Raw genomic sequence first — 25,762 nt, 5'->3', positions numbered from 1 at the left:
GAGAATTTGCAAGGATTTACGCGGGCTCGAAGTCACTACACGAAAGTAACCACGAGTTAAGCAGCAGTGGGCTGCGCCTCCTCCGCCGACCCGGCGAAGTTGTTTTGTTGTTGGTATTTACCGAAAGAAGTAGCAATGATTGAGAAAGTACTGTCTCGCTCCCTGCGCATGATGTTCGCGGGTGGCCTGGCCATGGGCATGCATGCCGCGTCCGCGCAGGAAGCCGCCGAACAGCCCATGCAGCGCATCGAAATTACCGGCTCCTCCATCAAGCGCATCGCCGCCGAGGCGTCGCTGCCGGTGCAGTCGTTCAACCAGAAGGACATCAAGAAGTCCGGCGTCTCCACCGTGACGGACTTCATCCAGCAGATTCCCGCCATGCAGGGCTTCTCCGTGGCGGCCGACTCGGTCGGCGGCGGCGGTGGCGGCGTGACCACCGCGTCGATCCACGACATCGGCTCGGCCTACACCCTCGTGCTGCTGAACGGTCGCCGCGTGGCGCCGGCCAACTCGGGCACCACCATCGACCTCAATGCCATTCCGCTGTCGGCCATCGAGCGCGTGGAAGTGCTGACGGATGGCGCTTCCGCCCTGTACGGCGCGGACGCGATCGCCGGCGTCATCAACTTCATCCTGAAGAAAGGCGCCACCGACTGGGACATCAACGCCAAGTACAATCGCCCGCAGGAAGCCGGCGGCGCCTCGAATTCGGTGTCGATCTCGAAGGGCTTCGGCGACCTCGAAGAGGACGGCTACAGCGTGTTCTTCTCCGCCAGCCACGACGAGCAGAAGGCGCTGAAGGCCTCGCAGCGCGACTTCGCCAGGACCGGCATCATCAACTTCACCGATCCGGTCACCGGCCGCGCGCTGCAGTTCATCAACGGCTCGGCGCGCGCCATCCCTGCCAACGCCACCGTCAAGTACAAGACCGGCGACGCCACGGAATCGGTCAACCTGAACCCCTACGCGCTGGCCCACGGCGGCTGCGCGCCGCTGAACCACGACTTCTACGCGGACGGCAACTGCTGGTTCGACTCCGCGTCCACCATCGAGATCAACCCGGAAACCAGGCGCGACGCGCTGTTCAGCTCCGGCAGCATGAAGCTGGGCCAGAGCGGCTTCAACGCCTTCTATGACTTCGCCTACACGGAAGCGACCGTGCGCGCCAGCATCGCGCCGCTGCCGGCGCAGTTCTCGATCACGCCCGGTTCCTCGCTGTACAACCAGTACATCCTGCCGAACCTGACGGCGGACCAAGCCGCCAACGTCGCCGACGTCGTCGCCAACTACCGCGCCACCGGCCTTGGCAACCGCGTCTACGACTACGGCACCAAGGCCACGCACCTGGTCGTCGGCGTCGACGGCAGCGCGTTCGGCTGGGACGTCAACTCGGCACTGACCTGGTCGCGCAACAAGCAGAAGACGGACTACGTCAGCGGCACGCCATGGGCGGACAAGTTCCAGGCCGCCATCGAAGCGGGCACCATCGATCCGTTCGCCGGCACCGTTTCGGACGCCACCCGCGCGGCGCTGCGCGCCAGCGACTTCTCCGGCCTGTACAACACGCAGACGGTGACGATGAAGGGCTGGGATGCGCGCGGCTCGCGCTCCGCCTTCGCACTGCCGGGCGGCACGGCGATGCTGGGCGTCGGCGTCGACTACCGCAACACGGCCTACACGATGGCGCAGGAAGACGTGGCGCTGAACGCCGCGCTGCTGGGTGACGGCGGTGCCGTCGACAGCGGCTACGAGCGCGACAACGCCGGCGCCTACGCCGAACTGATGATGCCGGTGTCGAAGCAGCTGGAACTGACCGGTTCCGTGCGTTACGACCAGATCGGCGCCGTCAAGGACAGGCTGTCGGGCCAGAAGATCGGCAACAAGGAAAACGCCACCACCTGGAAGTTGTCCGGCAAGTACTCGGCGACCAAGAGCCTGATGTTCCGCGCGGCCGCTGGCACGGGCTTCCGCGCCGCGTCGATGCAGGAAATCGCCGGCGTGCAGGAAGACTGGGGCGTCACCGGCGGCAATTACCAGTGCCCGCTGACGGGCACGACGCACCCGCTGGCATCGTACTGCAACAATGTCGGCCGCCAGCAGTTCGAGGCGTTCCGCGGCGGTAACCCGAACCTGAAGCCCGAAAAGTCGAAGCAGTGGTCGATCGGCACCGTGTGGGAGCCGACCAACAGCATCTCGATGGCCATCGACCTGTGGAACGTGAAGATCAGCGACCAGGTCACCGAAGTGAACGAGGCCGACATCTTCGACAATCCGGGCAAGTACGCCGACCTGTACACGACCAAGCACCTGAACGCGACGGGCCAGGACGTGCTGGCGGTCAAGCTGCTGCCGATCAATATCGGCCAGCGCGAGAACCGTGGCATCGACTATGACTTCACGCACAAGCTCAACGTCTACGGCGGCAAGCTGACCAGCCGCCTGGCCGGCACCTACCTGATCCGTTCGCGCTACACCGTGCCGGGCACCAGCGACGAGTGGACCACCAGCCTGAACCGTTACGGCATCGACGACAAGGTCAGCTTCCGCCACATCGTCAAGGCGTCGTCGTCGTTCGAGACGAAGCAGTTCACGCACACGCTGACGGCGGCCTACCGCAACGGCTACATCGACAAGGAGCAGACTGTCGATGACTGCGCTGTGATCGTGGCCGGCTCGCCGAACGAATGCCACGCCGTGACCCTGCGCGTGCCGAGCTACACGACGTTCGACTACCAGCTGGCGTACCGCCCGATGGCGAAGACCGAGATCACGGTCGGCGTGATCAACCTGTTCGACCGCAATCCGCCGTTTTCGCTGCGTACCGCGGGGCCGCACCAGGTGGGCTACAACCCGTCGTACTCGAGCGCGCTGGGCCGCCAGTTCTATCTGTCCGGCGCCTACCGCTTCTAAGCCGCAGGCTTCGGATCAAGGTTGAAAGGCGGCGCGCTTGCGCCGCCTTTTTTTTCGTCTGCAAGTTTGACGAGGTGGCGGCAGGCAGGCGCATGCGGCGCGACTGCCGCCTCAACATCGCACATTATTACTTCATTTGTGTCACAACTGTCTCAATAATGACACGAATGCGAAATCTGACAGCTTGACGCCAGAGATTTTTTATTGGCGCCTTCGCGCCGTCCCGCACCGTTTCGGTGCGCGCACCAACGTCACTATCGAGCTGCAATTAACACTCATCCGTATCGAACGTGACGTCATATTGCTGAGTGAGCACATCCTTACATGCACCTCCGGCGCACCCTGATTGCGCAATCATGCTCCAGCATCGAGCAACATTGTTGATTGACAGGAAATTCCACCGAATGGTTTGATGAATAGGCAAGAACACGCATTGGCGTGTTCGCAATGGCAGCACCGGCGAGCATCCGTTTAATCACTCGGCGATAGGAAACAAACGATATGGCGATGGAAAAGATCTTGTCCCGCTCGATCCGCATGATCTGCGCATCGGGCGCGGTACTGGGCATGCAGGCCCATGCGCAACAGGCGCCCGGGGCTGGCGAAGCCCCGATGGTCAAGGTGGAGGTGACGGGTTCGCGCATCCCGACCGCGAACCTGGAAGGCACCAGCCCGGTGACGACGATCACCGCGAAGGACATCAAGACGGACGGCGTGCGCAACGTCGAAAGCCTGCTGAACAACATGCCGCAGGTGTTCGCCGACCAGGGCGGCAATGTCGTCAACGGCGCCACCGGCACCGCCACCGTCAACCTGCGCGGCCTCGGCGCCGAGCGCACCCTGGTGCTGGTCAACGGCAAGCGCCTGCCGATGGGCAGCCCGACCAATACCGCAGCCGACCTGAACCAGATCCCCGCCCCGCTGATCAAGCGCGTCGAAGTGCTGACCGGCGGCGCCGGCGCCGTGTACGGTTCGGATGCCGTGGCCGGCGTCGTCAACTTCATCATGCAGAGGGACTTCCAGGGCATCCAGGTCGAGGCCAACGTCAGCGGCTTCAACCACCAGCAGAACGGCGGCGAGGTCGCGGAGCTGGTGGCCAAGCGCGGCGCATCGAACCCCTCGCAGTTCGCCGTGCCTGGCGACAAGGGCTGGGACGGCAAGTCGCGCGATGCCAGTATCCTGATGGGCTCGAACTTCGCCGACAACAAGGGTAACGCCACCCTCTTCTTCAGCTACAAGAAGGAAGACGAGCTGCTGCAGGCCGACCGCGACTTCTCCGCCTGTACCGTCAGCTCCACCGCCACCGGCTTCGCCTGCGGCGGCTCCGGCACCAATGCGACCGGCCGCATCCAGGCCCTCGACGGCCCGCAGAAGGGCAAGGTCTACACGGTGGACGGCAGCGGCAACGCGCGCGTCTTCAACAACGCGCTGGACCAGTACAACTTCGGCCCGCTGAACCATTACCAGCGCCCGTCCGAGCGCTATGGCTTCAATGCCAACATCCACTACGACATCAACGACAAGATGCGGTTGTACTCCGACTTCTCGTTCCATGACGACCGCACCACGGGCCAGATCGCGCCGGGCGGCATCTTCGGCAACTCCGCCACGCTGCGCTACGACAACCCGTTCCTGTCGCAGCAGTTGAAGGACACGCTGGGCATCACGCCGACCAACCCGGTCGAAGTGGTCGTCAACCGCCGCAACGTCGAAGGCGGCGGGCGCCAGTCCGAATACCGCAACACGTCGTTCCGCGAACTGTTCGGCATCCAGGGCGAGCTGGGCATCTGGTCCTACGACGTGTACGCGCAGTCGGCCAAGGTGATCTACTCGCAGAGCGAACAGAACTACTTCTCGTCGCAGCGCATCGACAAGGCTCTGGACGTCATCAATGTCAACGGCAAGGCCGCGTGCGCGTCCGGCGATGCCGGCTGCGTACCGTACAACGTCTACCAGACCGGTGCCGTGACGCCGGAAATGCTGGCCTACCTGCAGATCCCGGGCATGCGCAAGGGCTCGACGGAACAGCAGTTCCAGGGCGCGACGATCGGCGCCGACCTGTCCGAATACGGCTGGAAGCTGCCGACGGCCAAGAGCGGCATCGGCGTGTCGTTCGGCTTCGAGCACCGCCGCGAGAAGCTGGAGCTGATGACGGACGCCGCCACGCAAGCGGGCGACCTGTCCGGCTCGGGCGGTCCGACCGGCGGCGTATCGGGCCAGTACTCCGTCCGCGACTACTTTGGCGAAACCAAGATTCCGCTGATCGAAGACATGCCGTTCGCCAAGCAGTTGCAGCTGGAAGGCTCCTACCGCCACTCCAACTACAGCACTGGCAACAAGACCAACACCTTCGGCCTCGGCCTGGTGTGGTCGCCACTGGACGAAGTACGCTTCCGCGGCACCTACCAGAAAGCCGTGCGGGCACCGAACCTGATCGAACTGTACACGCCGCAAGGCAACAACCTGTTCGACATGGACGCCGATCCCTGCGCGGGCGAAACGCCGAGCGCATCGCTCGCCGCATGCCAGAAGACGGGCGTCACGGCCGCGCAGTATGGCTCGATTTCCGACAGCCCGGCCGGCCAGTACAACTACCTGCAAGGCGGCAGCACGGCGCTGGCGCCGGAAAAGTCCAAGTCGAAGACGTTCGGCGTGGTGCTGACCCCGATGCGCGACCTGTCCCTGACGGTGGACTACTTCGATATCAAGGTGGACGACAAGATCGACAAGATCGACCCGGCCACGACGCTGTCGAAGTGCCTGGCCACCGGCGAAGCCCGCTTCTGCTCGCTGATCACGCGTGACCGCACCGGTTCGCTGTGGCTGTTCGATAACGGCCGCATCATCGGCACCCAGCAGAACATCGGCAGCCAGCACACCCGCGGCGTGGACATCGGCGCGAACTACGCGCTGCGCGCCGGCGAGTGGGGCCGCTTCGGCATTGCCTTCAACGGCACCTACCTGGACAAGCTGACCACCGAGGAAATCAAGGGCGAAGGCAGCTACGACTGCGTAGGCTACTACGGCGCCAACAAGTGCGAATCGCCGAACCCGAAATGGCGCCACAAGCTGCGCGGCACCTGGTCCACCCCTTGGAACGTGGACGTGGCCCTGACCTGGCGCCACATCAACGCGGTCAAGCTGCAGAACCTGTCGGATAACCCGCTGCTGAACGACGGCGACCTGTCCGAAGGCCACGGCACCAACCCGGTCGACCGCGAACTGGGCAAGCGCGATTACCTGGACTTCGCCGCGACCTATACGTACAAGCGCAACTACACGCTCATGCTGGGCATTAACAACGTGTTCGACCGCGATCCGCCGCTGACGTCGCAGCTGGCCACCGGCCTGGGTAACGGCAATACCTATCCGTCCACCTACGACGCGCTGGGCCGCCGCATCTTCCTGAGCGCGACCGCACGCTTCTGATAACGATTGTTGTGTTGTAACTTTGCCGCCCGGTTCGCCGGGCGGTTTTTTTTGGGGCGCGGGTTTCATCGCGGTATCGTGTCAAGCTGGACAACACACGAGCAACCCGGATAATTGCCAGCACGACGTCATCGTGGCGCACCCTACAAGGAACTCATATGAAACATCTCACGATCGCCCTGACCGGGCTGCTGTGCGCCAGCGCCGTGCTGGCACGGCCGGCCGCCGCACGCGGCCTGCCGGACGCCACGCCCTTCAATATCGCCATCACCGTGGACGACCTGCCCGCCCACGGCCCGGTGCCGGCCGGCACGACCCGTGCGTCCATCATCGCCGATCACGTGCGCATCATGAAGGCCCATGGCGTGCCGGAAACCTATGGCTTCGTCAACGGCAAACTGGTGGACCGCTCGGCCGAGAACGCGGCCGCGCTGGACGTCTGGCGCAAGGGCGGCTTCCCGCTGGGGAACCATACGTACAGCCACATGAACCTGAACCAGGCGGCGTCGCTGGAAGCCTGGCAGGCGGACGTGATCGCGGGCGAGCCGGCCGTCGCCAGCCGCATGCAGGGCGCCGACTGGCGCTGGCTGCGCTTCCCCAACGTGGCCGCGGGCAAGGACGCAACCCAGCAGGCCGCCGCGCGCGCCTGGCTGACGCAGCGCGGCTACCGCATCGCCGAAGTGACGATGTCGTTTACCGACTGGGCCTATGCGGAACCGTACGGCCGTTGCATGGCCAGGAACGATCAGGAGGGCCTGCAGGCCCTGAAGGCGGACTACCTGCGCCACGTCGATGCCGTGATCGCCTACGCCAAGGCCTCGTCGCGCCAGGTGTTCGGCCGCGTGGTGCCGCAGGTGCTGCTGACGCACGTCGCCGCCTTCAGCGCCGTGATGCTGCCCGAAGTGCTGGACCGGCTGGAGCAAGCGGGCGCGCGTTACGTCACGCTGGCCCAGGCCCAGTCCGATCCTGCCTATGCACAGCCGGGTGGCGGCTACGTCATCGAACGGGCCGCCGTGCGCCAGCGCATCCACCTGCCCGCCAATCGTGAACGGGGCATCGACCTGGACGCGTTGTGCCGCTGAGATAACCCGGCCAAGGTATGAGCCCGGGGACAGCTGCCTGTCCCCCCGCGGAGCCCTCCGCTACAGCTCGAACCCGCCGCTGCCCGCGCCGAACCGCACGATCCCTTCGGCCAGCGCGCTGACCATCGTGCGCTCGGCTTCCGACAGGTGCGGATGCCATACGTCGAAGATCAGCACGACGCGCAGCGCGTCGCTGTCGTTCCACGCCTCGTGTTCGATCGTGTCGTCGAACACCCAGCCCTTGCCCATCTCCCACTCGCGCACGTCGTTGCCGACGCGCAGGCCGCACTGCCCCGGCAGGATCAGCGGCAGGTGCGCCACCAGCCGCACGTTGCTGACGCCCGTGTGCGCGGGGATGCGCGTGCGCGGACGCAGCAGCGAGAACATCGCGCTGGGGGTGCGATTGAGCTGGTGCGGCTGCGGCACATTGGCCAGCGCGGCCATCGTCACGGGGCATTGCGCCGCGTGCCCGGTCACGACACGACCCTGCTCGATCAGGTGATACGCGCTCCAGTCGGGCGAATTGTTCAATTGGGCGAACTGGAAGTGCGGCTGGTCGGGCGGATAACTGAGGTAAGGCACGAAGCCGTCCTGCCGCTCCAGCACGGCGAGGAACTCGGCGCGGATCGCGTCGGTCTGTGCTTCCAGCGCCGGCATCCACGGGAACAGCGCACGGTCGAAAAAGGTGACCGGCGCCAGGCCCGGATAATAGAACAGCGCCGGCTGCGGATCGTAGCGGCGCTTGCGGCCGAACATGATGTCGACGGCGTCGCGGAAGCGTCCCAGCGGTTCGCCCTGCAGGTCGCGCAGCAGCGGCGCCAGGTGCGCGTCCATCCAGTCGCCGTAGTCGCGCTGGTAGGCGTCCTGGAACGCCAGCGCGCGTTGCAGCAGAGGGCGCAGCGACGGTTCCAGCCGCTCCACTGGCGGTGCAGCCATGGCGCCGGCGCCATAGGCCCGCACCGCCTCGTGGCGGCGCCCCTGACGCTCGAACAATTCGCCCCTCAGCAGCTGCGCCAGCATGTCGGTGGGATCGACGGTGAGCGCGCCCGTCAGGGCCGCGGCCTCGCCTTCGTCGTCGTGCAGGCCGCGGCACACCACGGCCAGGTTGATCCATTGTTGCAGGTCCTGGCCGTCGAGCGCCACCAGCCGGCGCAGCAGCTCGCGCGCCCGCTGCAGATCGCCGGCCCGGAACGCCCGCTGGCTCAATGCGAACAGGGCCTTGGTGCTGTCCGGATCGACGTCCAGCAGCCGCTGCCACAACTGCCCCGCCTCGTTATCGCGGCCGGCCTGGATCGCCGCGGCGATCTGGCGCTGCAGCGCCGCGACGTCTTCTTGTATCGCTAGTCCCATGATGCAGCCTCATGTGTTGACGGCGCGGCCGGCACGCGCCGGCCGGCCTGGGGGTTATTCGCCGCGCAGGCGGCGCTGGCGCACGGCGTCCGCCAGGTTGTTCAGCACCTGCACGGTGGTGTCCCAGTCGATGCAGCCGTCGGTGACGGACTGGCCGTAGGTCAGTTCCTTGCCCGGCACCAGGTCCTGGCGGCCGGCGATCAGGTGCGACTCGATCATGACGCCGACGATGCGGTCGTCGCCGCCGGCCACCTGGGCGGCGATGTCGGCGCACACGGGCACCTGGTTTTCCGGCTTCTTCGAGCTGTTGGCGTGCGACGCGTCGATCATCAGGCGCGAGGCCAGGCCGTGGCTGGCGATGGCCTTGCAGGCCTCTTCCACGCTGGCGGCGTCGTAGTTCGGCGTCTTGCCGCCGCGCAGGATGATGTGGCAGTCCTCGTTGCCGTTGGTCGAGACGATGGCCGAGTGGCCGCCCTTGGTGACGGACAGGAAGTGGTGCGGCTGCGACGCGGCCTTGATGGCCTCGACGGCGATCTTGGTATTGCCGTCGGTGCCGTTCTTGAAGCCGACCGGGCACGACAGGCCGGAGGCCAGCTCGCGGTGCACCTGCGATTCCGTGGTGCGCGCGCCGATCGCGCCCCAGGCGATCAGGTCGGCGATGTATTGCGGGCTGATCACGTCGAGGAACTCGGTGCCGGCCGGCAGGCCCAGCTCGTTAATGTCGCGCAGCAGCTCGCGCGCCATGCGCAGGCCGTCGTTGATGCGGAAGCTGTTGTCCATGTACGGGTCGTTGATCATGCCCTTCCAGCCCACGGTCGTGCGCGGCTTCTCGAAATACACGCGCATGACGATTTCCAGGTCGCCCTGCAGGCGCGCACGCACCTCGGTCAGCTTGCGGGCATACTCCATCGCCGCCTTCGGATCGTGGATCGAGCAGGGGCCGACGACGACCATCAGGCGGTCGTCCTGGCCGTGCAGGATGCGGTGCAGCGCGATGCGGGCGGCGGACGCCGTCTGCGAAGCCGCCTCGGTGCAGGGGAACTCGCGGATCAGGTGCGATGGCGGCGTCAGTTCCTTCATTTCGCGGATGCGCAGGTCGTCGGTGCGTTGCATGGTGCTCTCCTCAATCTTCAAAAATTCGTTCAAAAATTTCGCGTAAAAAAAAACCGCCATCTCTGGCGGTCTTCTGGGCATTTGCTGGAGTCTCGTGTTTGTCGCTACGTGAACCGGCCTCTACTCAACCGCCTTGTGGGCAGGGAGCCAAAAATAAAAGCCGGTAAAGAAAACGAAACGGTGCATGAGATGTCCTGGTGATTGAGAATCACTATAACAACAAGGTGCAAGGTTTGGCAAGCACATTGTCGGCAGGAATGGCGACGCGTGCAAAACGCAAGCGAACATGCGTTTTGACCAGTCCAGTTGCGGTAGATACAACACAAAGCGGCCATTCGCCGCATTTTCTTCGCCGCTCAGTTTGCAAATAGTCAATGCCGTGTCAAAGTGTGCGTGCAGCCGGCGTGACCGAACGTTCACCTTGGCTTGTCTCAGCTGCACCATTTTTTCTCAACATCGGGAGAGAGTTTTGGCTAACAAAAGTAACGCACGCTTCGGCCGCCTGCGGCCGATTTGCCTCGGCATCGCCGCCCTGTCCGCCATCGCGCCGGCCTTCGCGCAGGATGCCAACCAGGCTGGCGAAGGCCAGATGCTGCGCGTGGAAATCACCGGCTCGTCGATCAAGCGGCTCGTCAACGAGACCGCCACGCCCCTGACGGTCTTCAAGGCCGAGGAATTCGTCAAGCAGGGTCTGACCACGGCCCAGGAAGTGCTGGACCGCATTCCCGCCAACCAGACCAGCTTCGGTTCGGCCAACGCCGTGGGCGGCAACGCCAGCGGCCTGCCGACCGGCGGCCAGGCCACGGCCGACCTGCGCGGCCTGGGCGGGGACAAGACCCTGGTGCTGCTGAACGGCCGCCGCCTGGCCAGCCATCCGTACGATGGCGCCAGCGTCGACCTGAACCTGATCCCCGTCGCCGCGCTCGAGCGCGTCGAGGTGCTGCGCGACGGCGCCTCCGCGATCTACGGTACCGATGCCATCGGCGGCGTCATCAACTTCATCACGCGCCGCTCGGTGCAGCAGACCACGGTCGCCATCGAGACGGTGCTGCCGCAGCATACCGGCGGCCGTGAGCGCCGCGGCAACCTGACCACCGGCAGCGGCGACCTGGCGCGCGACGGCTGGGCCGTGCTGGGCGTGCTGGACTACCACAAGCAGGACGTGCTGACGTCGCAGCAGCGGCCGTTCTCGCAGACCGGCGTGATTCCGTCGCGCGGGCTGTCCGAAACGTCCGGCACCACGTTCCCTGGTAACTATTACGATGCCGTCGCCGACAAGGCCGGCAACCCTGGCTTCGCCACCGGCTGCCTGGCACCGCTGTCCATCCCGCGCGCCAGCGACGGCACCTGCCGCCAGGACTATACGCGCCAGATCGACAGCCTGCCGGAACAGGAACGCGCCACCGCGTTCGGCCGCGCCAGCTTCAAGCTGGGCGCCGACCACACCGCGACCTTCGAAGTGCTGCACTCGGAAAACCGCGTCAACTCGCGCACGGCGCCGCCGCCGCAGACGGGCCTGATCCTGCCGGCCACCAGCCCCTACTACCCGGGCAACTCGGGCGGCGTGCCGGCCCAGGCCGGGCTGTCGGGCAGCCCGCTGTCCGTCAACTGGCGTCCGACCGAGGCGGGCCAGCGCCAGATCCTGTCGCGCGGTTCGGGCGACCGATTCCTGGGCTCGCTGGAAGGCATCGTGGCCGGCTGGGACTACGCCGGTGGCCTGTCGCATTCCGTCAGCCGCTCGTCGGAAGAGTTCACCGGTGGCTACGTGCAGGATGCCTCGTTCGCGGCGGGTGTCGCCAACGGCATCCTGAACCCGTTCGGCCTGCAGAACGAAGCGGGCCGCGCCTACCTGGCCACGACCGCGCTGCGCGGCCGCGTACAGGATGCGAAGAACGCCCAGACCGCGTTCGACCTGAAGGCCAGCCGCGAGCTGATGGACATGGCGGGCGGCAAGCTGGCCGTCGCGCTGGGCACCGAACTGCGCCATGAGAAGGCCGAGTTCAACGTCAACCGCGACATCGCCGGCCAGGCCGCCAGCTCGGGTCTGTCCGGCTCGCTGCCGAAGTCGGGCAGCCGCACCATCCAGGCCGTGTTCGGCGAGATCAGCCTGCCGTTCATGCAGAACCTGGAAGCCTCGCTGGCGGCCCGCTGGGACCACTACAGCGACGTCGGCAGCACCACCAATCCGAAAGCCTCCTTCCGCTGGCAGCCGCACAAGACCTTCGTGCTGCGCGGTTCGGCCAGCACCGGCTTCCGCGCGCCGACCCTGTTCGAGAAGAACGCGCCGCTGTCGCGCAACGACACCAGCAACTCGTACAACGACCCGATCCTGTGTCCGAACGGCGTGCCGCAACCGGGATCGAACCCGCTGCGCGATTGCGACCTGCAGCAGTTCAAGCTGCAAGGCGGCAATCCGAACCTGCAGCCGGAGAAATCGCGCACGTTCGCACTGGGCGCCGTGTTCGAGCCGACGCCGGCCGTCACGCTGGCGCTGGACTACTTCAACATCCGCCTGCGCGAAAAGATCGGTGCCCTGCCGGAGCAGGCCATCTACGGCAACTACACCAAGTACGCCGACCGCTTCCTGCGCTTCCCGGACGGCTCGCCCAACGCGATCCTGGACTTGAACGAGAACCTGGGCAAGGTGCGCACCGATGGCGTGGACGTCAGCCTGACCCTGCGCGCGCCGCGCAGCGACTACGGCAGCTTCACGTTCACGCTGGACGGCACCTACATCCACAACTACGAGTACCAGAACGAGCGTGACGGCGAATTCGTCCAGAACGTGGGCCGTTACGCCGACAACTACGTGGTGTTCCGCTGGCGTCACAACGCCGCCCTGACGTGGCGTTCCGGAGTGTGGAGCGCGACCCTGGCGCACAACTTCAAGACGGGCTACGACGACCAGAACCTGGTCGACGAGCAGTACCGCAACCGCGTGCCGTCGTACAGCCTGGTCAACCTGTCGGGCACCTACACGGGCTTCAAGAACGTCAGCCTGACGGCGGGCGTGAAGAACCTGTTCGACAAGGAACCGCCGTTCAGCAACCAGGGCACGGTGTTCCAGAAGGGCTACGATCCGCGCTACACCGATCCGATCGGCCGCGCGCTGTACCTGCGGGGTTCGTACTCGTTCTAAATGTTGCCCGAAAAATGGGGTCTGTCCCCATTTTTCGGGAAACATTGCCTGGAAAATGGGGACAGACCCCATTTTCTAGGCAAGAAAAAAGGCGCCCGCGGGCGCCTTTTGTTTTGGCTGGCGGCGCTTACGCGGTGCCGCCGACGGTCACGCCGTCGATGCGCAGGGTCGGCTGGCCCACGCCGACCGGCACGCTCTGGCCTTCCTTGCCGCACACGCCCACGCCCGGGTCCAGCTTCATGTCGTTGCCGATCATCGAGACGCGGTTCAGCACGTCCGGGCCGTTGCCGATCAGGGTCGCCCCCTTGACCGGGTACGTCACCTTGCCGTCTTCGATCATGTAGGCCTCGCTGGCCGAGAACACGAACTTGCCGTTCGTGATGTCGACCTGGCCGCCGCCGAAGTTGACCGCGTACAGGCCGTTCTTGACGGACTTGAGGATTTCTTCCGGGTCCTTGTCGCCGGCCAGCATGTAGGTGTTCGTCATGCGCGGCATCGGCAGGTGCGCGAACGATTCGCGGCGGGCGTTGCCCGTCACCGGCATCTTCATCAGGCGCGCGTTCATCGTGTCCTGGATGTAACCGCGCAGGATGCCGTCCTCGATCAAGGTCGTGCACTGGGTCGGGTTGCCTTCGTCGTCGATGTTGAGCGAGCCGCGGCGGTCCGCCAGCGTGCCGTCGTCGACCACCGTGACACCCTTGGCGGCCACGCGCTCGCCGATGCGGCCGGAGAACGTGGACGAGCCCTTGCGGTTGAAGTCGCCTTCCAGGCCGTGGCCGATCGCCTCGTGCAGCAGGATGCCGGGCCAGCCCGGGCCCAGCACGACCGTCATCGGGCCGGCCGGGGCCGGACGCGAATCCAGGTTGACCAGCGCGCCCTTGACGGCGTCTTCGGCGTACTGCTGCAGCAGCTCGTCGGTAAAGTAGTTGTAGTCGTAGCGCCCGCCGCCGCCGGAGGAGCCCATCTCGCGCCGGCCGTTCTGCTCGACGATGACGGTCACCGACACGCGCACCAGCGGGCGGATGTCCGCCGCCAGCACGCCGTCGCTGCGCACCACCAGCACCACGTCGTATTCGCCGGCCAGGCCCGCCATCACCTGCACCACGCGCGGGTCCTTGGCGCGGGCGATCTTTTCCACGCGCTCGAGCAGCTTGACCTTGGCCGCCGCGTCCAGCGAATTGAGCGGGTCATGCGGCAGGTACAGCGAACGGCCGCCGACCGGCGTCATGCTGCCGGCCACCTTGATCTTGCCGGCGCCGGCGCGCGCAATGGTGCGCGTGGCCGCCGCCGCATCCAGCAGCGCCGCTTCCGAAATCTCGTCCGAGTACGAGAACGCCGTCTTCTCGCCGGACACGGCGCGCACGCCGACGCCTTGGTCGATCGAGAAGCTGCCCGTCTTGACGATGCCCTCTTCCAGGCTCCAGCCCTCGTTCTTGGTGAACTGGAAATACAGGTCGGCATAATCGACCTTGTGGGTGAACATCGTGCCCAGCGTCTTGATCAGCTTGCCCTCGTCCAGCCCGAACGGGGTCAGCAGCACGTCGCGGGCCAGCGCCAGCGAAGACAGGTTCGGTTCGAATGGTTTCATGGTGCTCTTTCTACGGTTGCTTTTGACGTCATTGTAGTGGATTGCGCCGTTTTACATCGTCCGGTGCTTCAGCGCCGGCAGGCTCTCGCGCACGCCGTCCAGGTAGGCCAGGTCGAGCTCGCCATGGATGACGCCCTCGCCTTCCGCCAGCACCGCCTTCACCTCGCCCCACGGGTCGACCAGCATGCTGTGGCCCCAGGTGCGCCGGCCGTTGACATGCTCGCCGCCCTGCGCCGCCGCCAGCACGTAGCACTGGTTCTCGATGGCGCGCGCGCGCAGCAGGATCTCCCAGTGCGCGCGCCCGGTCGTGTAGGTGAACGCGGCCGGCACCACGATCAGGTTGACCGGCCCCATGGCCCGGTACAGCTCGGGGAAGCGCAGGTCGTAACAGACCGACATGCCGACCTTGCCCACCGTCGTCTCGACCGTGCCGACGCTGCGGCCCGGCACGATGGTGCGCGATTCGTTGTACGACTCGCTGCCCTTGGTGAAGCCGAACAGGTGGATCTTGTCGTAGCGGCCCACGTGGCGGCCTTCCGGGTCGTACACCAGCGTGGTATTGATGACTTTTTCCGGGTCGTCGCTGGCCAGCGGCAAGGTGCCGCCCAGCAGCCAGATGCCGTGCTCGCGCGCCATCATCGCCATTGCGGTCTGGATCAGGCCGGTACCCAGCGGTTCGGCCTTGCCGACCTTGTCGCTATCGCTCATGCCCATGATGGGCCAGTACTCGGGCAGCAACACCAGCTTGGCGCCCCGGGCGGCGGCTTCGGCCACGAGGCGGGCGGCCGTGGCCAGGTTTTCCTCCACGACCGGGGTGGAGACCATTTGTACGGCGGCAACGATCGTCATCTCTGCTCCTTATTGTTGTCGAACGGACGGCTCGGCGTCGAGCTTGGTAATGACGGGCGCCTTCCACGGCCCCGTCACCTGCATCTGGTACGTCAGCGCCTTCATCACGGGCGCCGACAGGAACAGCTGGGCCAGGTAGCTGCCCAGCCCGATCACCGGGTTGACGGCCAGCGCATACACCAGCGGCGCCGTGCCCAGGTTCACCTGCGGGATCACGACGACATGCAGGTTGGTCGATTCGTTGGCGATGTCGGCGCTGCCGGACATCAGCACGGTCGCCTGCACCCCATGCATCTTCAGGTTATCCGTTTTCGCGATGCCGCGCTCGATCTGGGCCGTGGCGCTGATGCCGTCGAACGCCAGCCCTTCGGCAAACACGTCGTGGAAGTCGAATTTCAGCAGGCGCGGCAAGGTCTGCAGGCTGAGCACACCCAGGAGCTTGGCCGCGCCCGGGTCCTGCTTCAGGAACTGGCCCTTCTCGACGCTCATGACGAGCTTGCCTGACAACGTGGGGATGTCCAGCGCATACGGCAAGCCCTTCCACGAGATGTCGCCGGACAGCTTGCCCTTGCCGTTTTTCAGCGTGTCGACGAAGCCGAAACGGTCCAGCAGCTTGCCGGCGTCGACGATGTCGAGGCTGAAGTTCAGGGACGAATCGTGATTGCCGTTGCGGCTGACCCAGCGGCCCGTGCCGTGCAGGGCGCCGTCCGGGTTCTCCAGCGTCAGCTTGGAGACGCGCCATTCGCGCGAGGACGTGATCAGCGCGTTGTAGGCCTGCAGTTCCATCCGGCCCAGCTGGCGGTTGAACAGCTCGAAGCGCTCGGCCACGATGTCCAGCGCGGGAATGGCCGGCGCGCTGGCCGAGGCGGATTTCTCCAGCAGGTCCTTGACGTCGCCGGCTGCCGATTCCGGAATCAGGAGGCTGGACAGCCGCGCCGTCACCTTGCCCAGGCCGCGCCCGGTGGGCGACTCGTTCCACGTGACATAGCCATTGGCCTGGCGCGAATCGACGTTGGCCTGCCAGGCGCCATTGCGGTGGGTCAGGCCGACGACGACGTCGTTGACCTTGCGCCCGGCGATCGTCAGCTCGTCCGCGCGCGCGGCCAGCAGGTCGGCCGCGACGTACTGGGCCAGGCCCGGCCCTTCCTCCACGCTGTCGGCACTCTTCGGCCCGGCCGCTTCCGTCACCGTGCTCACCAGGCCGATCCAGTCGTCCACGTTGAGCGATTTGACGCTGGCGTGCAGCGCCATGCCGCTGTCCGGCTGCGGCGCCGGCACGTTCAGGCCGATGCCGCCGCGCACTAATTGCCACGGCCCCTTGTCCTGGCGCTGGCGCTGGTAGCGCGCCTCGATCGCGCTGCCGAGGGTAATCCTGATCTCGTCATGCGCCTGGCCGGCCTCGTTGGCGGCGCCGCCGTTCAGCACGAAATGCAGCGGCAGCGCGTCCGCCGCGGGCTTGGCCAGCGGCGCCGGGAAGTCCAGCGCCACACCGGTCAGCGCGGACTCGACAAAGACCTGGTATTGGTGGTTGGCGGCCGTGATGACGCCGTGGTAGCGGGTGCCGCCGCTGAAGCGCTCGGCCAGTTTCTGCATCACCGGCGTCGGCCAGGTGCGGCGCACGCCGTCGGCCGTGACGTTGCCGCCGATGCGTACCTGGATCGTGCCGTCGCGCTGGGTGCCGCCGGCCACCGTCAGCTGGCCGCCCAGCAGGGTGCCGTTCAGGCCGTTCAGGTTGACGCCGTGCTCGTTGAATTCGATCTTGCCCGTGGCCAGCAGCACGGGCGGCATGTCGTGCCACAGCACCACGTCATTGCCCTGCAGGGCCAGGGTGCCTTGAACCTTGCTTTCGCGCAGGCGCGCCAGCGGCAGGCTCAGCTTCAGGCCCAGTTTGGCGTTGCCGGTGGCGGTGGTCTGGTCGGTGAAATGGCCGATCCATTCCAATACGGGGCTGTTGGCCACGTAGCGCAGGTAGTCCTGCATGGCCCCAAACGCACTGCCGTCGATTTCCAGGACGCTGTCGTGGTGGATCAGGTCGGCGATGACGGCTTTCACATTGTGCAGATTGACGTTGCCCGTCTTGGCCGTGTCCGCCTTGATTTCCATGCTGGCACGGTCGAACACGAAGCTGCCGCGAATCTGCTCGGCCTGCGGCCACAGCGGCGCCTTGCCATCCTTGCCGTATACGCCCGGTTCATAATTGAGCTTGGCATCGACGAGCCGGCCGGCGACACGGAACTCGCCCTTGGCCTCGTCCGGCGTGCCGGCGGCGAACGGGAAATGGGCCAGGTCGCCGCGCAGGCGCAGGGTGGCGTCGGTGGCGGTGCCGGCTTCCAGTGCGCCCGTCAGCCAGTGGTGCAGGTGCTGCGGCGTGGCCAGCGGCAGGTAGCGGCCGATGCGGTTGACGACGAAGCCGTCCAGCTTGCCTTCGAAGTCGGCGCTGCCGGGGCCGCTGCCATCCAGCACGTGGCGGCCCTTGAGCCAGCCCGTCAGGCCGTCCTGGTCGAACGTGAAATCGGCCACGTCGATGCGGGTGGTCGTGTCCTCATGGATCCAGCTGGCCTTCAGCTTGAGCTGCTGGAAGGCCATGGCCGGCTCGGCCAGCCAGGCCGGCATGCGCAGCACCAGGTTGGGCGCGTCCAGCCGTACGCTGCCGCCCTCTGCGCCGGCATCGATGCTGCCGGACAGGTGATCGAAACCGGGCAGCGCCGGCAGCTTGCCCATGCCGGCCGTGGCGGCGCGTGCGGCCAGCGGATTCATGCCCAGGTCGGCCAGGTCGGCCTTGACGCGCCAGGCCCGCGGCGCGCTGGCGGGCCCCTGCCAGCGTGCGTCCAGGTCCAGCACGCGGCCGCGCGGCGCCAGCTCGCCCAGCAAGCCGCGCTGGGCCGGCGCCAGCGGCAGCCGGGTCGCCAGCGCGGCCACCATGCCCAGGTCCAGCGAGCGGGCCGTCACCTCGGTGCGGGCCGGCTCCTTGCCGGATGCGGGCACGTAGCGCTCGGCCAGCGTGGTCGGTGCCAGCACGATGCCGTCGCGCGTGCGCAAGGTGAAACCGGTGACGCTGGCGCGGTGGCCCAGCGCGCCGAACGGCACCGCGGCCAGGTCGCGGCGGCGGTTGCGCGGCGGCTTGTCCTCGGCAAAGGCGATGCGGCCGCGCAGGGCCGCCACGTCCAGCGCCGGCAGGTCGCGGCCCAGCGTGGCGCGCACGTCCTCCAGGTTGACGTCCGCCGTGACGCCGTACAGGCGGCTGTGGTCGATGTCGAGCCACGCGCGCAGGCTGCCGCGGCCCGATTGCAGGCGGGCCGGTGCGCCGTCGCCGAACGGGTTGTAGGGTTGCCAGGCGGCCAGGTCGTTGCCGCCGACGGCGGCGTAGATCGTGCCCTGCCACTGGCGCACGTCCGACACGCGCCGGGTGAAGGCGGGATGGCTGAAGTCGGCGCGCAGGTCCAGCGTGTCGTGCGCGCCCGCCGTGGCGGTCGCGTGGACGGCGAACTGGTGGCGGCGCCACTGGTTACGCAGCATCAGGTTCATGTTCTGCAGCACCAGCGGCGGCGTGCCGCGCCGGGCGTCCAGCCATTCCAGCCGGCCCTCGCGGATGATGATCTCGCGCTGGCCCAGCACCCATTCCGAGCCGCGGCCGTCGTCTTTCTTGTTCAGGTCGATGAGGATGCCGGCCACGAACAGGCGGCCGTCGGCGGTGCGCGAGACCTGCAGGTCGGGGCGGATCAGCTCGATGGACTCGAAGCGCGCATCGAGCGCGGCCAGGCTCCACCATGACAGGGTGGCGGACACGCTGGGCAGGCGCAGGGCCTGGCGGCCGTCGCGATCGCGCAGCACCACGTCGCCCAGGAACAGGTTCGGACGCAGTCCGGACCAGGAAGCGTAGATGCGGTCGATCGTGACGGGATTGCCGACGGCGCGGCTGGCCAGGCGCTCGATATCGCCCTTGTAGGTGTCGATCTGCGGCAGCACGGCCCAGCGCAGCACGAGGAACACGATGGCGAACAGGAAGTACAGGCCCAGCGCCAGCTTCAAGGTGAAGCCCAGCAGATGGTGGCTGGCGCGGTTGCACAGGCGGTAGGCGGCCTGCAGCCGGTGCCAGCGCGCCACCAGCGGCGGCTCGGCCTCCTGCGCCTCCCGCGGCGATGGCCCGGGCGCCAACTTGTCTTCTGCCGATTTTTCCGTCAACACTTCATTACCCCGGGCCTGGCCGGATGCCCGGCGTAAAATAACTCGACTTCCGCAGCCGCCCTGCGGGCAGCGGCCACATTCTACCGCAACGGCCGGTTACACTAAGTTCCGTAACGCATTCTCTTACAGAACGTTACGATATATTTACGACATTCATTTTCGACGAAACCGCCCATGCCCGTGCCGACCGCCACCGCCCAGGATTCCCGCTTTTATCAACGCTGGCTGGCCGCGGAGCCCGGCCGACAGGAGCGCATCGATGCCCTGGTGCAATCGTCGCTGGCACAAGCCGACCTGGAGGCACTGCTGGAACGCGAACGCAGTACAGGCAAGGTCGGTGGCGACGGCGCCCCGCTGCCGCTGGCGCGCGGCATGCGCCGGCTGCGCAACCTGCTGATTGCCGGCCTGATCCGGCGCGACCTGGAAGGCCGGGCCGACCTGGACGAGGTGGTCACGGCCGTCACCCGGCTGGCCGATTTCGCCATCGTCCGCCACCTGGCCGAGCTCGACGCGGAAATGCGCGCGGCGCACGGCGTGCCGACCGGTCACGAGTCCGGCCATGAGCAGCAGCTGATCGTGCTGGCGATGGGCAAGCAAGGCGGTTTCGAGCTGAACGTGTCGTCCGACATCGACCTGATCTTCGTCTATCCCGAGGACGGCGACACGGTGCCGACGGCGGCGGCCCAGCGGGTGCTATCGAACCACGAGTACTTCATCCGCCTGGGCAAGAAACTGATCGCCGCCATCGCGGAGATCACGGAAGATGGCTTCACGTTCCGCGTCGATATGGCGCTGCGGCCGAACGGCGGCTCCGGGCCGCTGGCCGCCAGCCTCGGCATGGTCGAGCAGTACCTGATGGTGCAGGGCCGCGAGTGGGAACGCTATGCCTGGGTCAAGGCGCGTGCCGTGACGGGCCGTCCGGACGACATCGCCGCACTGGACGCCATCGTGCGGCCGTTCTGCTTCCGCCGCTACCTGGACTTCGGCGTGATCGACGCCATCCGCAACATGCATGCGCAGATCCGCGCCGAGGTCAACCGGCAGGAGCGGCTGCACCCGGAGCGCAGCCACAACGTCAAGCTGGGCCGCGGCGGCATCCGCGAGATCGAATTCCTGGCCCAGGTGTTCCAGCTGATCCGCGGCGGGCGCGACCCCAGCCTGCGCGACCGCTCCACCCGCGCCACCTTGCGCCAGCTGCCGGACAAGGGCCTGATGGCGCCCGACCTGGTCGAGCGCCTGCTCGATTCCTATGCCTTCCTGCGCAACCTGGAGCACCGCCTGCAATACCTGGAGGACGCCCAGACCCACACGCTGCCTCCCAACGAGGCCGACCGCGCCACCATCGCGCGCATGATGGGCCTGCCCGACAGCGATACGCTGCTGGCCCGGCTCGACACGCACCGCCGCTTCGTGGCCGAGCAGTTCGACGCGATGTTCGCCGACAAGGGCGGCGGCGACGACGCGGACGATACCGATTGCGCCGACCCGGACAACCTGGAAGCCATCGAGGCCCGCTTTACCGCGCTGGGCTACGACGACCCGCAGGCCGCGGCGCGCCGCCTCGCCGCGACCTGGCAGGCGCCGCGCCTGCAGTCGATGCCGGAAGCGAGCCGGCAGCGTCTCGTCACGCTGATCAACGCGGCGCTGCCGCTGATCGCCCGCACTGCCGAACAGAACGGTGTCGGCAGCCAGCTGGGCACGCTGGGCCGGCTGCTGGACTTCCTGGAGGCGGTGGCGCGCCGCTCGGCCTACCTGTCGCTGCTGACCGAATACCCGCACACGCTGGAACGCGTGATCGCCATGATGCATGCCAGCGCATGGGCCGCCACGTTCCTGACGCAGCACCCGATCCTGCTGGACGAGCTGCTGGACGAGCGCATCCGCAACGCCATGTTCGACCCGGTCGCGCTGGCGCAGGACCTCGACGCCCAATTGGCCGTGGCGGCGGACGATACCGAGCGCCAGCTGGACATCCTGCGCGAGGTGCACCACGCCCAGCTGTTCCACCTGCTGGCGCAGGACCTGGCCGGCGACCTGACGGTGGAGAAACTGGCCGACCACCTGTCGGCACTGGCGGACGTCATCGTCGCGGCCGTCGTGCGCACGGCCTGGTCCACCGTGGCCAAGCGGCACCGCGAGATACCGCGCTTTGCCGTGATCGCCTATGGCAAGCTGGGCGGCAAGGAACTGGGCTACGTGTCGGATCTCGACGTGATCTTCCTGTTCGACGACGACGACCAGGATGCGCCCGGCCTGTATGCCAAGCTGGCGCAGCGCTTCATCACGTGGATGACCTCGCACACGTCGGCCGGCATCCTGTTCGACATCGACACGGCGCTGCGCCCGGACGGCGCCAGCGGCATGCTGGTCTCGTCGGTGCAGGCGTTCGAACGCTATCAGCACAACTCGGCCTGGGTATGGGAGCACCAGGCGCTGACGCGCGCCCGATTCTGCGCCGGCGATGCCGCGATCGGCGCGCAATTCGAGCGCATCCGCTGCGAAGTGCTGCGCGCCCCGAGAGTCCGGGGTGACGAGCTCAAGCGCGAAGTGCTGGCGATGCGCGGCAAGATGCACGACGCCTATCCCAGCCGGGCCGAAACGTTCGACCTGAAACAGGACGAAGGCGGCATGATCGACATCGAGTTCATCGTCCAGTACCTCGTGCTGGAATATGCCGGGCGTTACCCGCAATTGACCGGCAATGTCGGCAACATCGCGCTGCTGCGCATCAGCGGCGAGCTGGGGCTGATCGACGCCGAACTGGCCGGCAAGGTCGGCGACGCCTACCGCGCCATGCGCAAGCTGCAGCACCAGCTGCGCTTGCAGGGCGAGCCGTCGCGCGTCGAACCGCGTCGCGTCGCCCAGCACGCATCCTCGGTGGTCACGTTGTGGCGGGCCATATTCGGTGCGGCATAGATGAAAATTCAGTTATGCAACTTAGCGTTAATTAGGGAAAAATTACACGAAGATAAAAAGGATTTCCAATAAAGAAAAGCGTGGTAAATAAAAGACAACGTTCCGTTTTCGTGACGAATCCGGTTCGTGCGCCGGTCTGGCATGTCTAACATTCATGGTTTGGCGCCCCGCCGCGGGGCGCCACTCGCGGCTTTCAACACCACAGGGAGCAACCATGAGAGAAAAAGTCATTTCGCGCGCCGTGCGACTGATCGGGCTCGGCAGTGCAGTGTTCAGCATGCAGGTAGGGGCGCAGACCGCCACCGAGGCACCGATGCAGACGGTGCAGGTCACGGGTTCGCGCATCGCGTCGCCCGGCGCCGAGTCGCCGTCTCCGCTGCAAGTGCTGTCGTCGGCCGACATCGCCGCCTCCGGCGCGACGAATCTGCAGGAACTGCTGTCGAAGAACCCGACGCTGGGCACGCCCACCGTCAGCCGCACGAACTCGAACTTTTCCACGTCCAGCGCAGGTGTTTCGACCGTCAACCTGCGCAACCTGGACACCTCGCGCACCCTGGTGCTGCTGAACGGCCGCCGCTTCGTCTCCGGCATTCCGGGTGACTCGGCCGTCGACCTGAACGTGATCCCGACCGACTTCATCGAGCGGGTCGAACTGCTGACCGGCGGCGCTTCCGCCACGTACGGCTCGGACGCCGTGGCCGGTGTCGTCAACATCATCACCAAGCGCAATTTCTCCGGCCTGGTCCTGGACGTGCAAGGCGGCCAGAGCACGAAGCACGACGACACCAAGAAGAAATTTTCCGCCACCTGGGGCACCAGCAACGCGGACGCCACCAGCAACATCATGGTGCACTTCGGCTACTCCAAACAGGGAGCCGTGTATTCGAAAGACCGCGCAGCCTCGGCCATCGACCAGACCTCGGCAGGCGACCCGGAAGATCTGTTCCGCGTGACCCGCCCCTTCTACTCGAGCTATGCGCCGCAGGGCCGCTTCTTCGACGACAACGGCAGCTTCACCTACGATCGCAACGGCACGGTCATCCCGTGGAACACCAACGGCACCAACGGCCAGGCCGCGACGGGCTTCAACCGCTCCGAATTCCGCTCGATCGCCGTGCCGACCGACCGCTACCTGCTGGCCACCACGGGCACGATGAACCTGAACGACAACCACTCGGTGTTCTTCGAAGGCAATTACGCATCGACCCGCGTGACGACGATGCTGGAACCGTTCGCCCTCGGCTCGGACGACATCTACAAGGGCGACACCGGTGGCCAGGTTCCGGCCGAACTGCTGATCAACGGCGTATTGCGGCGCAATCCGCTGGTACCGGATCGCCTGTTCGACAACATCAGCGATACCAACGGCGATGGGCTGCGCGACTATTTCTTCACGCGTCGCCTGGCCGAGGTCGGCAACCGCGGCAGCAAGGCCAACCGCGATACGTTCCGCCTCGCCACCGGCCTGAAGGGCAACTTCAATCTGCTGCGCGAGTGGAACTATGAGACCTATATCGCCTACGGCCAGACCAAGGAATCGCAAAGCTCGAACGGCCAGGTCAACGTGCTGAACTTCCGCCACGCCCTGGAAGCCATCACCGACATCGACGACCTGAACCAGAACAACAACCGCACGGAAACGATCTGCGCCGACGCGACCGCGCGCGCGCTCGGCTGCGTGCCGATCAATGTGTTCGGCTATGGCAGCATCACCCCGGAAGCGCTGAAGTATGTGAATGCGCCTGGCAGCCTGGAAACCAAGGTTACGCAGAAACTGGCGGGCGGCTCCATCAGCGGCGAGGTCTATGACCTGCCGGCGGGTGCGGTCGGTGTCGCGGTGGGCTTCGAATGGCGCGGCGAGGAATCGTCCAGCGAAGCCGATGCGCTGACGCAGGCCGGCCTGAACGCCGGCAACGCGCTGCCGCCGACGTATGGCAAGTTCAACGTGAAGGAGCTGTTCGGCGAGGTGCGGATTCCGGTCCTGAAGGACAAGCCGTTCGTCAAGGAACTCAACCTGTCCAGCGCTTTCCGTCGCGGTAAGTATTCGACTGTGGGCTACGCGACGAGCTGGAACGCGGCCGCCGAGTGGTCGCCGATTGCCGACGTGCGCTTCCGCGCGACGCGCGCCCTGTCCACGCGCGCGCCGAACATCAACGAACTGTTCCAGCCCGCCCAGCAGACTTTCCCGTCCGATATCGTGGACCCATGCGAGGGCATCACGGCCACCGGCGGTGGCGCCCGCGGCGACGCGTGCCGCGCCGCGCCTGGCGTGGCCGCCAATATCGCCGAGAACGGCGCGTTCACGCTGTCGCAGTCCGATCTCCAGGGCATCAGTGGCTACGACCGCGGCAACCCGAACCTGCGCGAGGAAAAAGGCTGGTCGACGACCATTGGCGTCGTGTGGACGCCGCGCTCGATCGCAGCGCTGAAGAACATCACCTTCACGCTGGACTACTTCGACATCAAGATCGACGACGCGATCGTGTTCATGCCACGCCAGTACGCGCTGGAAAACTGCTACGGCGGCGACGGTTCGCTGTGCAATGTGATCACCCGCCGGCCGGCCGCGATGGGACCGAACAGCGCCGGTTCGCTGGAATACATCGACTCCCTGGTCAGCAATACCGGCAGCAAGGCGACCGAGGGCGTCGACGTGACGGCATCGTGGGCTGGCGCGGTCGGCCCAGGTCGGCTCAGTGCCCGCCTGGCATGGACCTGGCTGCGCGAAGGCTACGACACCCCGACCCCGGGCGCCGCGCGCGACTACTGGGCTGGCGAAATCGCACAGAGCCCGAAAAACAAGGCCTCGATCAACCTCGCTTACAAATGGGGCCCGTTCAGCATCGCCACCGCCACCACCTATATCGGCAAGTCCTACCTGGACGATCAGTTCCTGGCCCAGCTGGACCTGCCGCGCAATGCGGTCGGCGTCGGCTCGCGCACCTACCAGGACTTCCAGCTCACGTACGAACTGCGCAAGAAATGGGAAGTGTATTTCGGCATGGACAACGCCTTCAATACGAAGGCGCCACCGATCGTAACGGGCCTGCCGGGCAATACCACCGGCGCCGAGACGGAAGCCGGCGCCTACGATCCGATCGGCCGGCGCTACTACCTGGGGCTGCGCGCCACGTTGTAATCCGCACCGCGCCAAAACCTGCCGGTTGCAAGATCGGCAGGTTTTTTTGTTAACTTTTAGAA

The 25,762-nt window shown here is 66.3% G+C and carries 11 protein-coding genes; 6 read left to right on the top strand and 5 right to left on the bottom strand.

Annotated features, from left to right (window positions below; all coding sequences use genetic code 11):
- The first annotated feature begins 135 nt into the window (after positions 1-135).
- The 3 genes from E7V67_005195 (at position 136) to E7V67_005185 (ending at position 7,421) form a co-directional block, all read left to right on the top strand.
- The gene (locus E7V67_005195) at positions 136-2,910 is read left to right on the top strand and encodes a TonB-dependent receptor (protein WUR14503.1); all 2,775 of its coding nucleotides are present in this window, start codon (positions 136-138) and stop codon (positions 2,908-2,910) included.
- Positions 2,911-3,417: 507 nt separating this feature from the next.
- Positions 3,418-6,339 carry a TonB-dependent receptor gene (locus E7V67_005190; protein WUR14502.1) on the top strand — a complete coding sequence of 974 codons (2,922 nt, stop codon included), beginning with the start codon at positions 3,418-3,420 and terminating at the stop codon, positions 6,337-6,339.
- 158 nt (positions 6,340-6,497) lie between these two features.
- Complete coding sequence (locus E7V67_005185) at positions 6,498-7,421, top strand: polysaccharide deacetylase family protein (protein ID WUR14501.1); 924 nt, start codon at positions 6,498-6,500, stop codon at positions 7,419-7,421.
- Positions 7,422-7,481: 60 nt separating this feature from the next.
- Here E7V67_005185 and E7V67_005180 read toward each other — a convergent pair whose 3' ends face one another.
- Both E7V67_005180 and aroG read right to left on the bottom strand, forming a co-directional pair.
- Positions 7,482-8,771, bottom strand: a complete 1,290-nt coding sequence (locus E7V67_005180; GenBank protein WUR14500.1) for an aspartyl/asparaginyl beta-hydroxylase domain-containing protein — start codon at positions 8,769-8,771, stop codon at positions 7,482-7,484.
- Between the two features lie 54 nt (positions 8,772-8,825).
- Positions 8,826-9,884 (bottom strand): 3-deoxy-7-phosphoheptulonate synthase AroG, encoded by a 1,059-nt coding sequence (gene aroG, locus E7V67_005175; GenBank protein WUR14499.1) that lies wholly within the window; start codon positions 9,882-9,884, stop codon positions 8,826-8,828.
- A gap of 469 nt (positions 9,885-10,353) precedes the next feature.
- Between aroG and E7V67_005170 the strand changes: the two genes are divergently transcribed.
- Positions 10,354-13,023, top strand: a complete 2,670-nt coding sequence (locus tag E7V67_005170) for a TonB-dependent receptor (GenBank protein WUR14498.1) — start codon at positions 10,354-10,356, stop codon at positions 13,021-13,023.
- 127 nt (positions 13,024-13,150) lie between these two features.
- Here the strand turns inward: E7V67_005170 and tldD are convergent, their stop codons facing one another.
- The 3 genes from tldD to E7V67_005155 are packed head-to-tail and all read right to left on the bottom strand — an operon-like array spanning position 13,151 to position 19,615.
- Entirely contained in the window at positions 13,151-14,611 is a 1,461-nt protein-coding gene (gene tldD / locus E7V67_005165) for a metalloprotease TldD (GenBank protein WUR14497.1), read from the bottom strand.
- Between the two features lie 51 nt (positions 14,612-14,662).
- Positions 14,663-15,460 carry a carbon-nitrogen hydrolase family protein gene (locus E7V67_005160; protein WUR14496.1) on the bottom strand — a complete coding sequence of 266 codons (798 nt, stop codon included), beginning with the start codon at positions 15,458-15,460 and terminating at the stop codon, positions 14,663-14,665.
- A gap of 9 nt (positions 15,461-15,469) precedes the next feature.
- Positions 15,470-19,615, bottom strand: a complete 4,146-nt coding sequence (locus tag E7V67_005155; protein ID WUR14495.1) for a YhdP family protein — start codon at positions 19,613-19,615, stop codon at positions 15,470-15,472.
- A 204-nt stretch (positions 19,616-19,819) separates the two neighbouring features.
- Here E7V67_005155 and glnE point away from each other — a divergent pair, with 204 nt between their 5' ends.
- Positions 19,820-22,561: a bifunctional [glutamate--ammonia ligase]-adenylyl-L-tyrosine phosphorylase/[glutamate--ammonia-ligase] adenylyltransferase gene (gene glnE / locus E7V67_005150; GenBank protein ID WUR14494.1), complete on the top strand. Its 2,742-nt coding sequence runs from the start codon at positions 19,820-19,822 to the stop codon at positions 22,559-22,561.
- A 214-nt stretch (positions 22,562-22,775) separates the two neighbouring features.
- Positions 22,776-25,700, top strand: a complete 2,925-nt coding sequence (locus tag E7V67_005145; GenBank protein ID WUR14493.1) for a TonB-dependent receptor — start codon at positions 22,776-22,778, stop codon at positions 25,698-25,700.
- The last annotated feature ends 62 nt before the right edge of the window (positions 25,701-25,762 follow it).

Origin of the sequence: [Empedobacter] haloabium, from assembly GCA_008011715.2 — a bacterium.
Taxonomy (GTDB): domain Bacteria; phylum Pseudomonadota; class Gammaproteobacteria; order Burkholderiales; family Burkholderiaceae_D; genus Rugamonas; species Rugamonas haloabia.
Note: the sequence above shows the minus strand (reverse complement) of the source record. Positions and strands in the feature narration are given on the sequence as shown.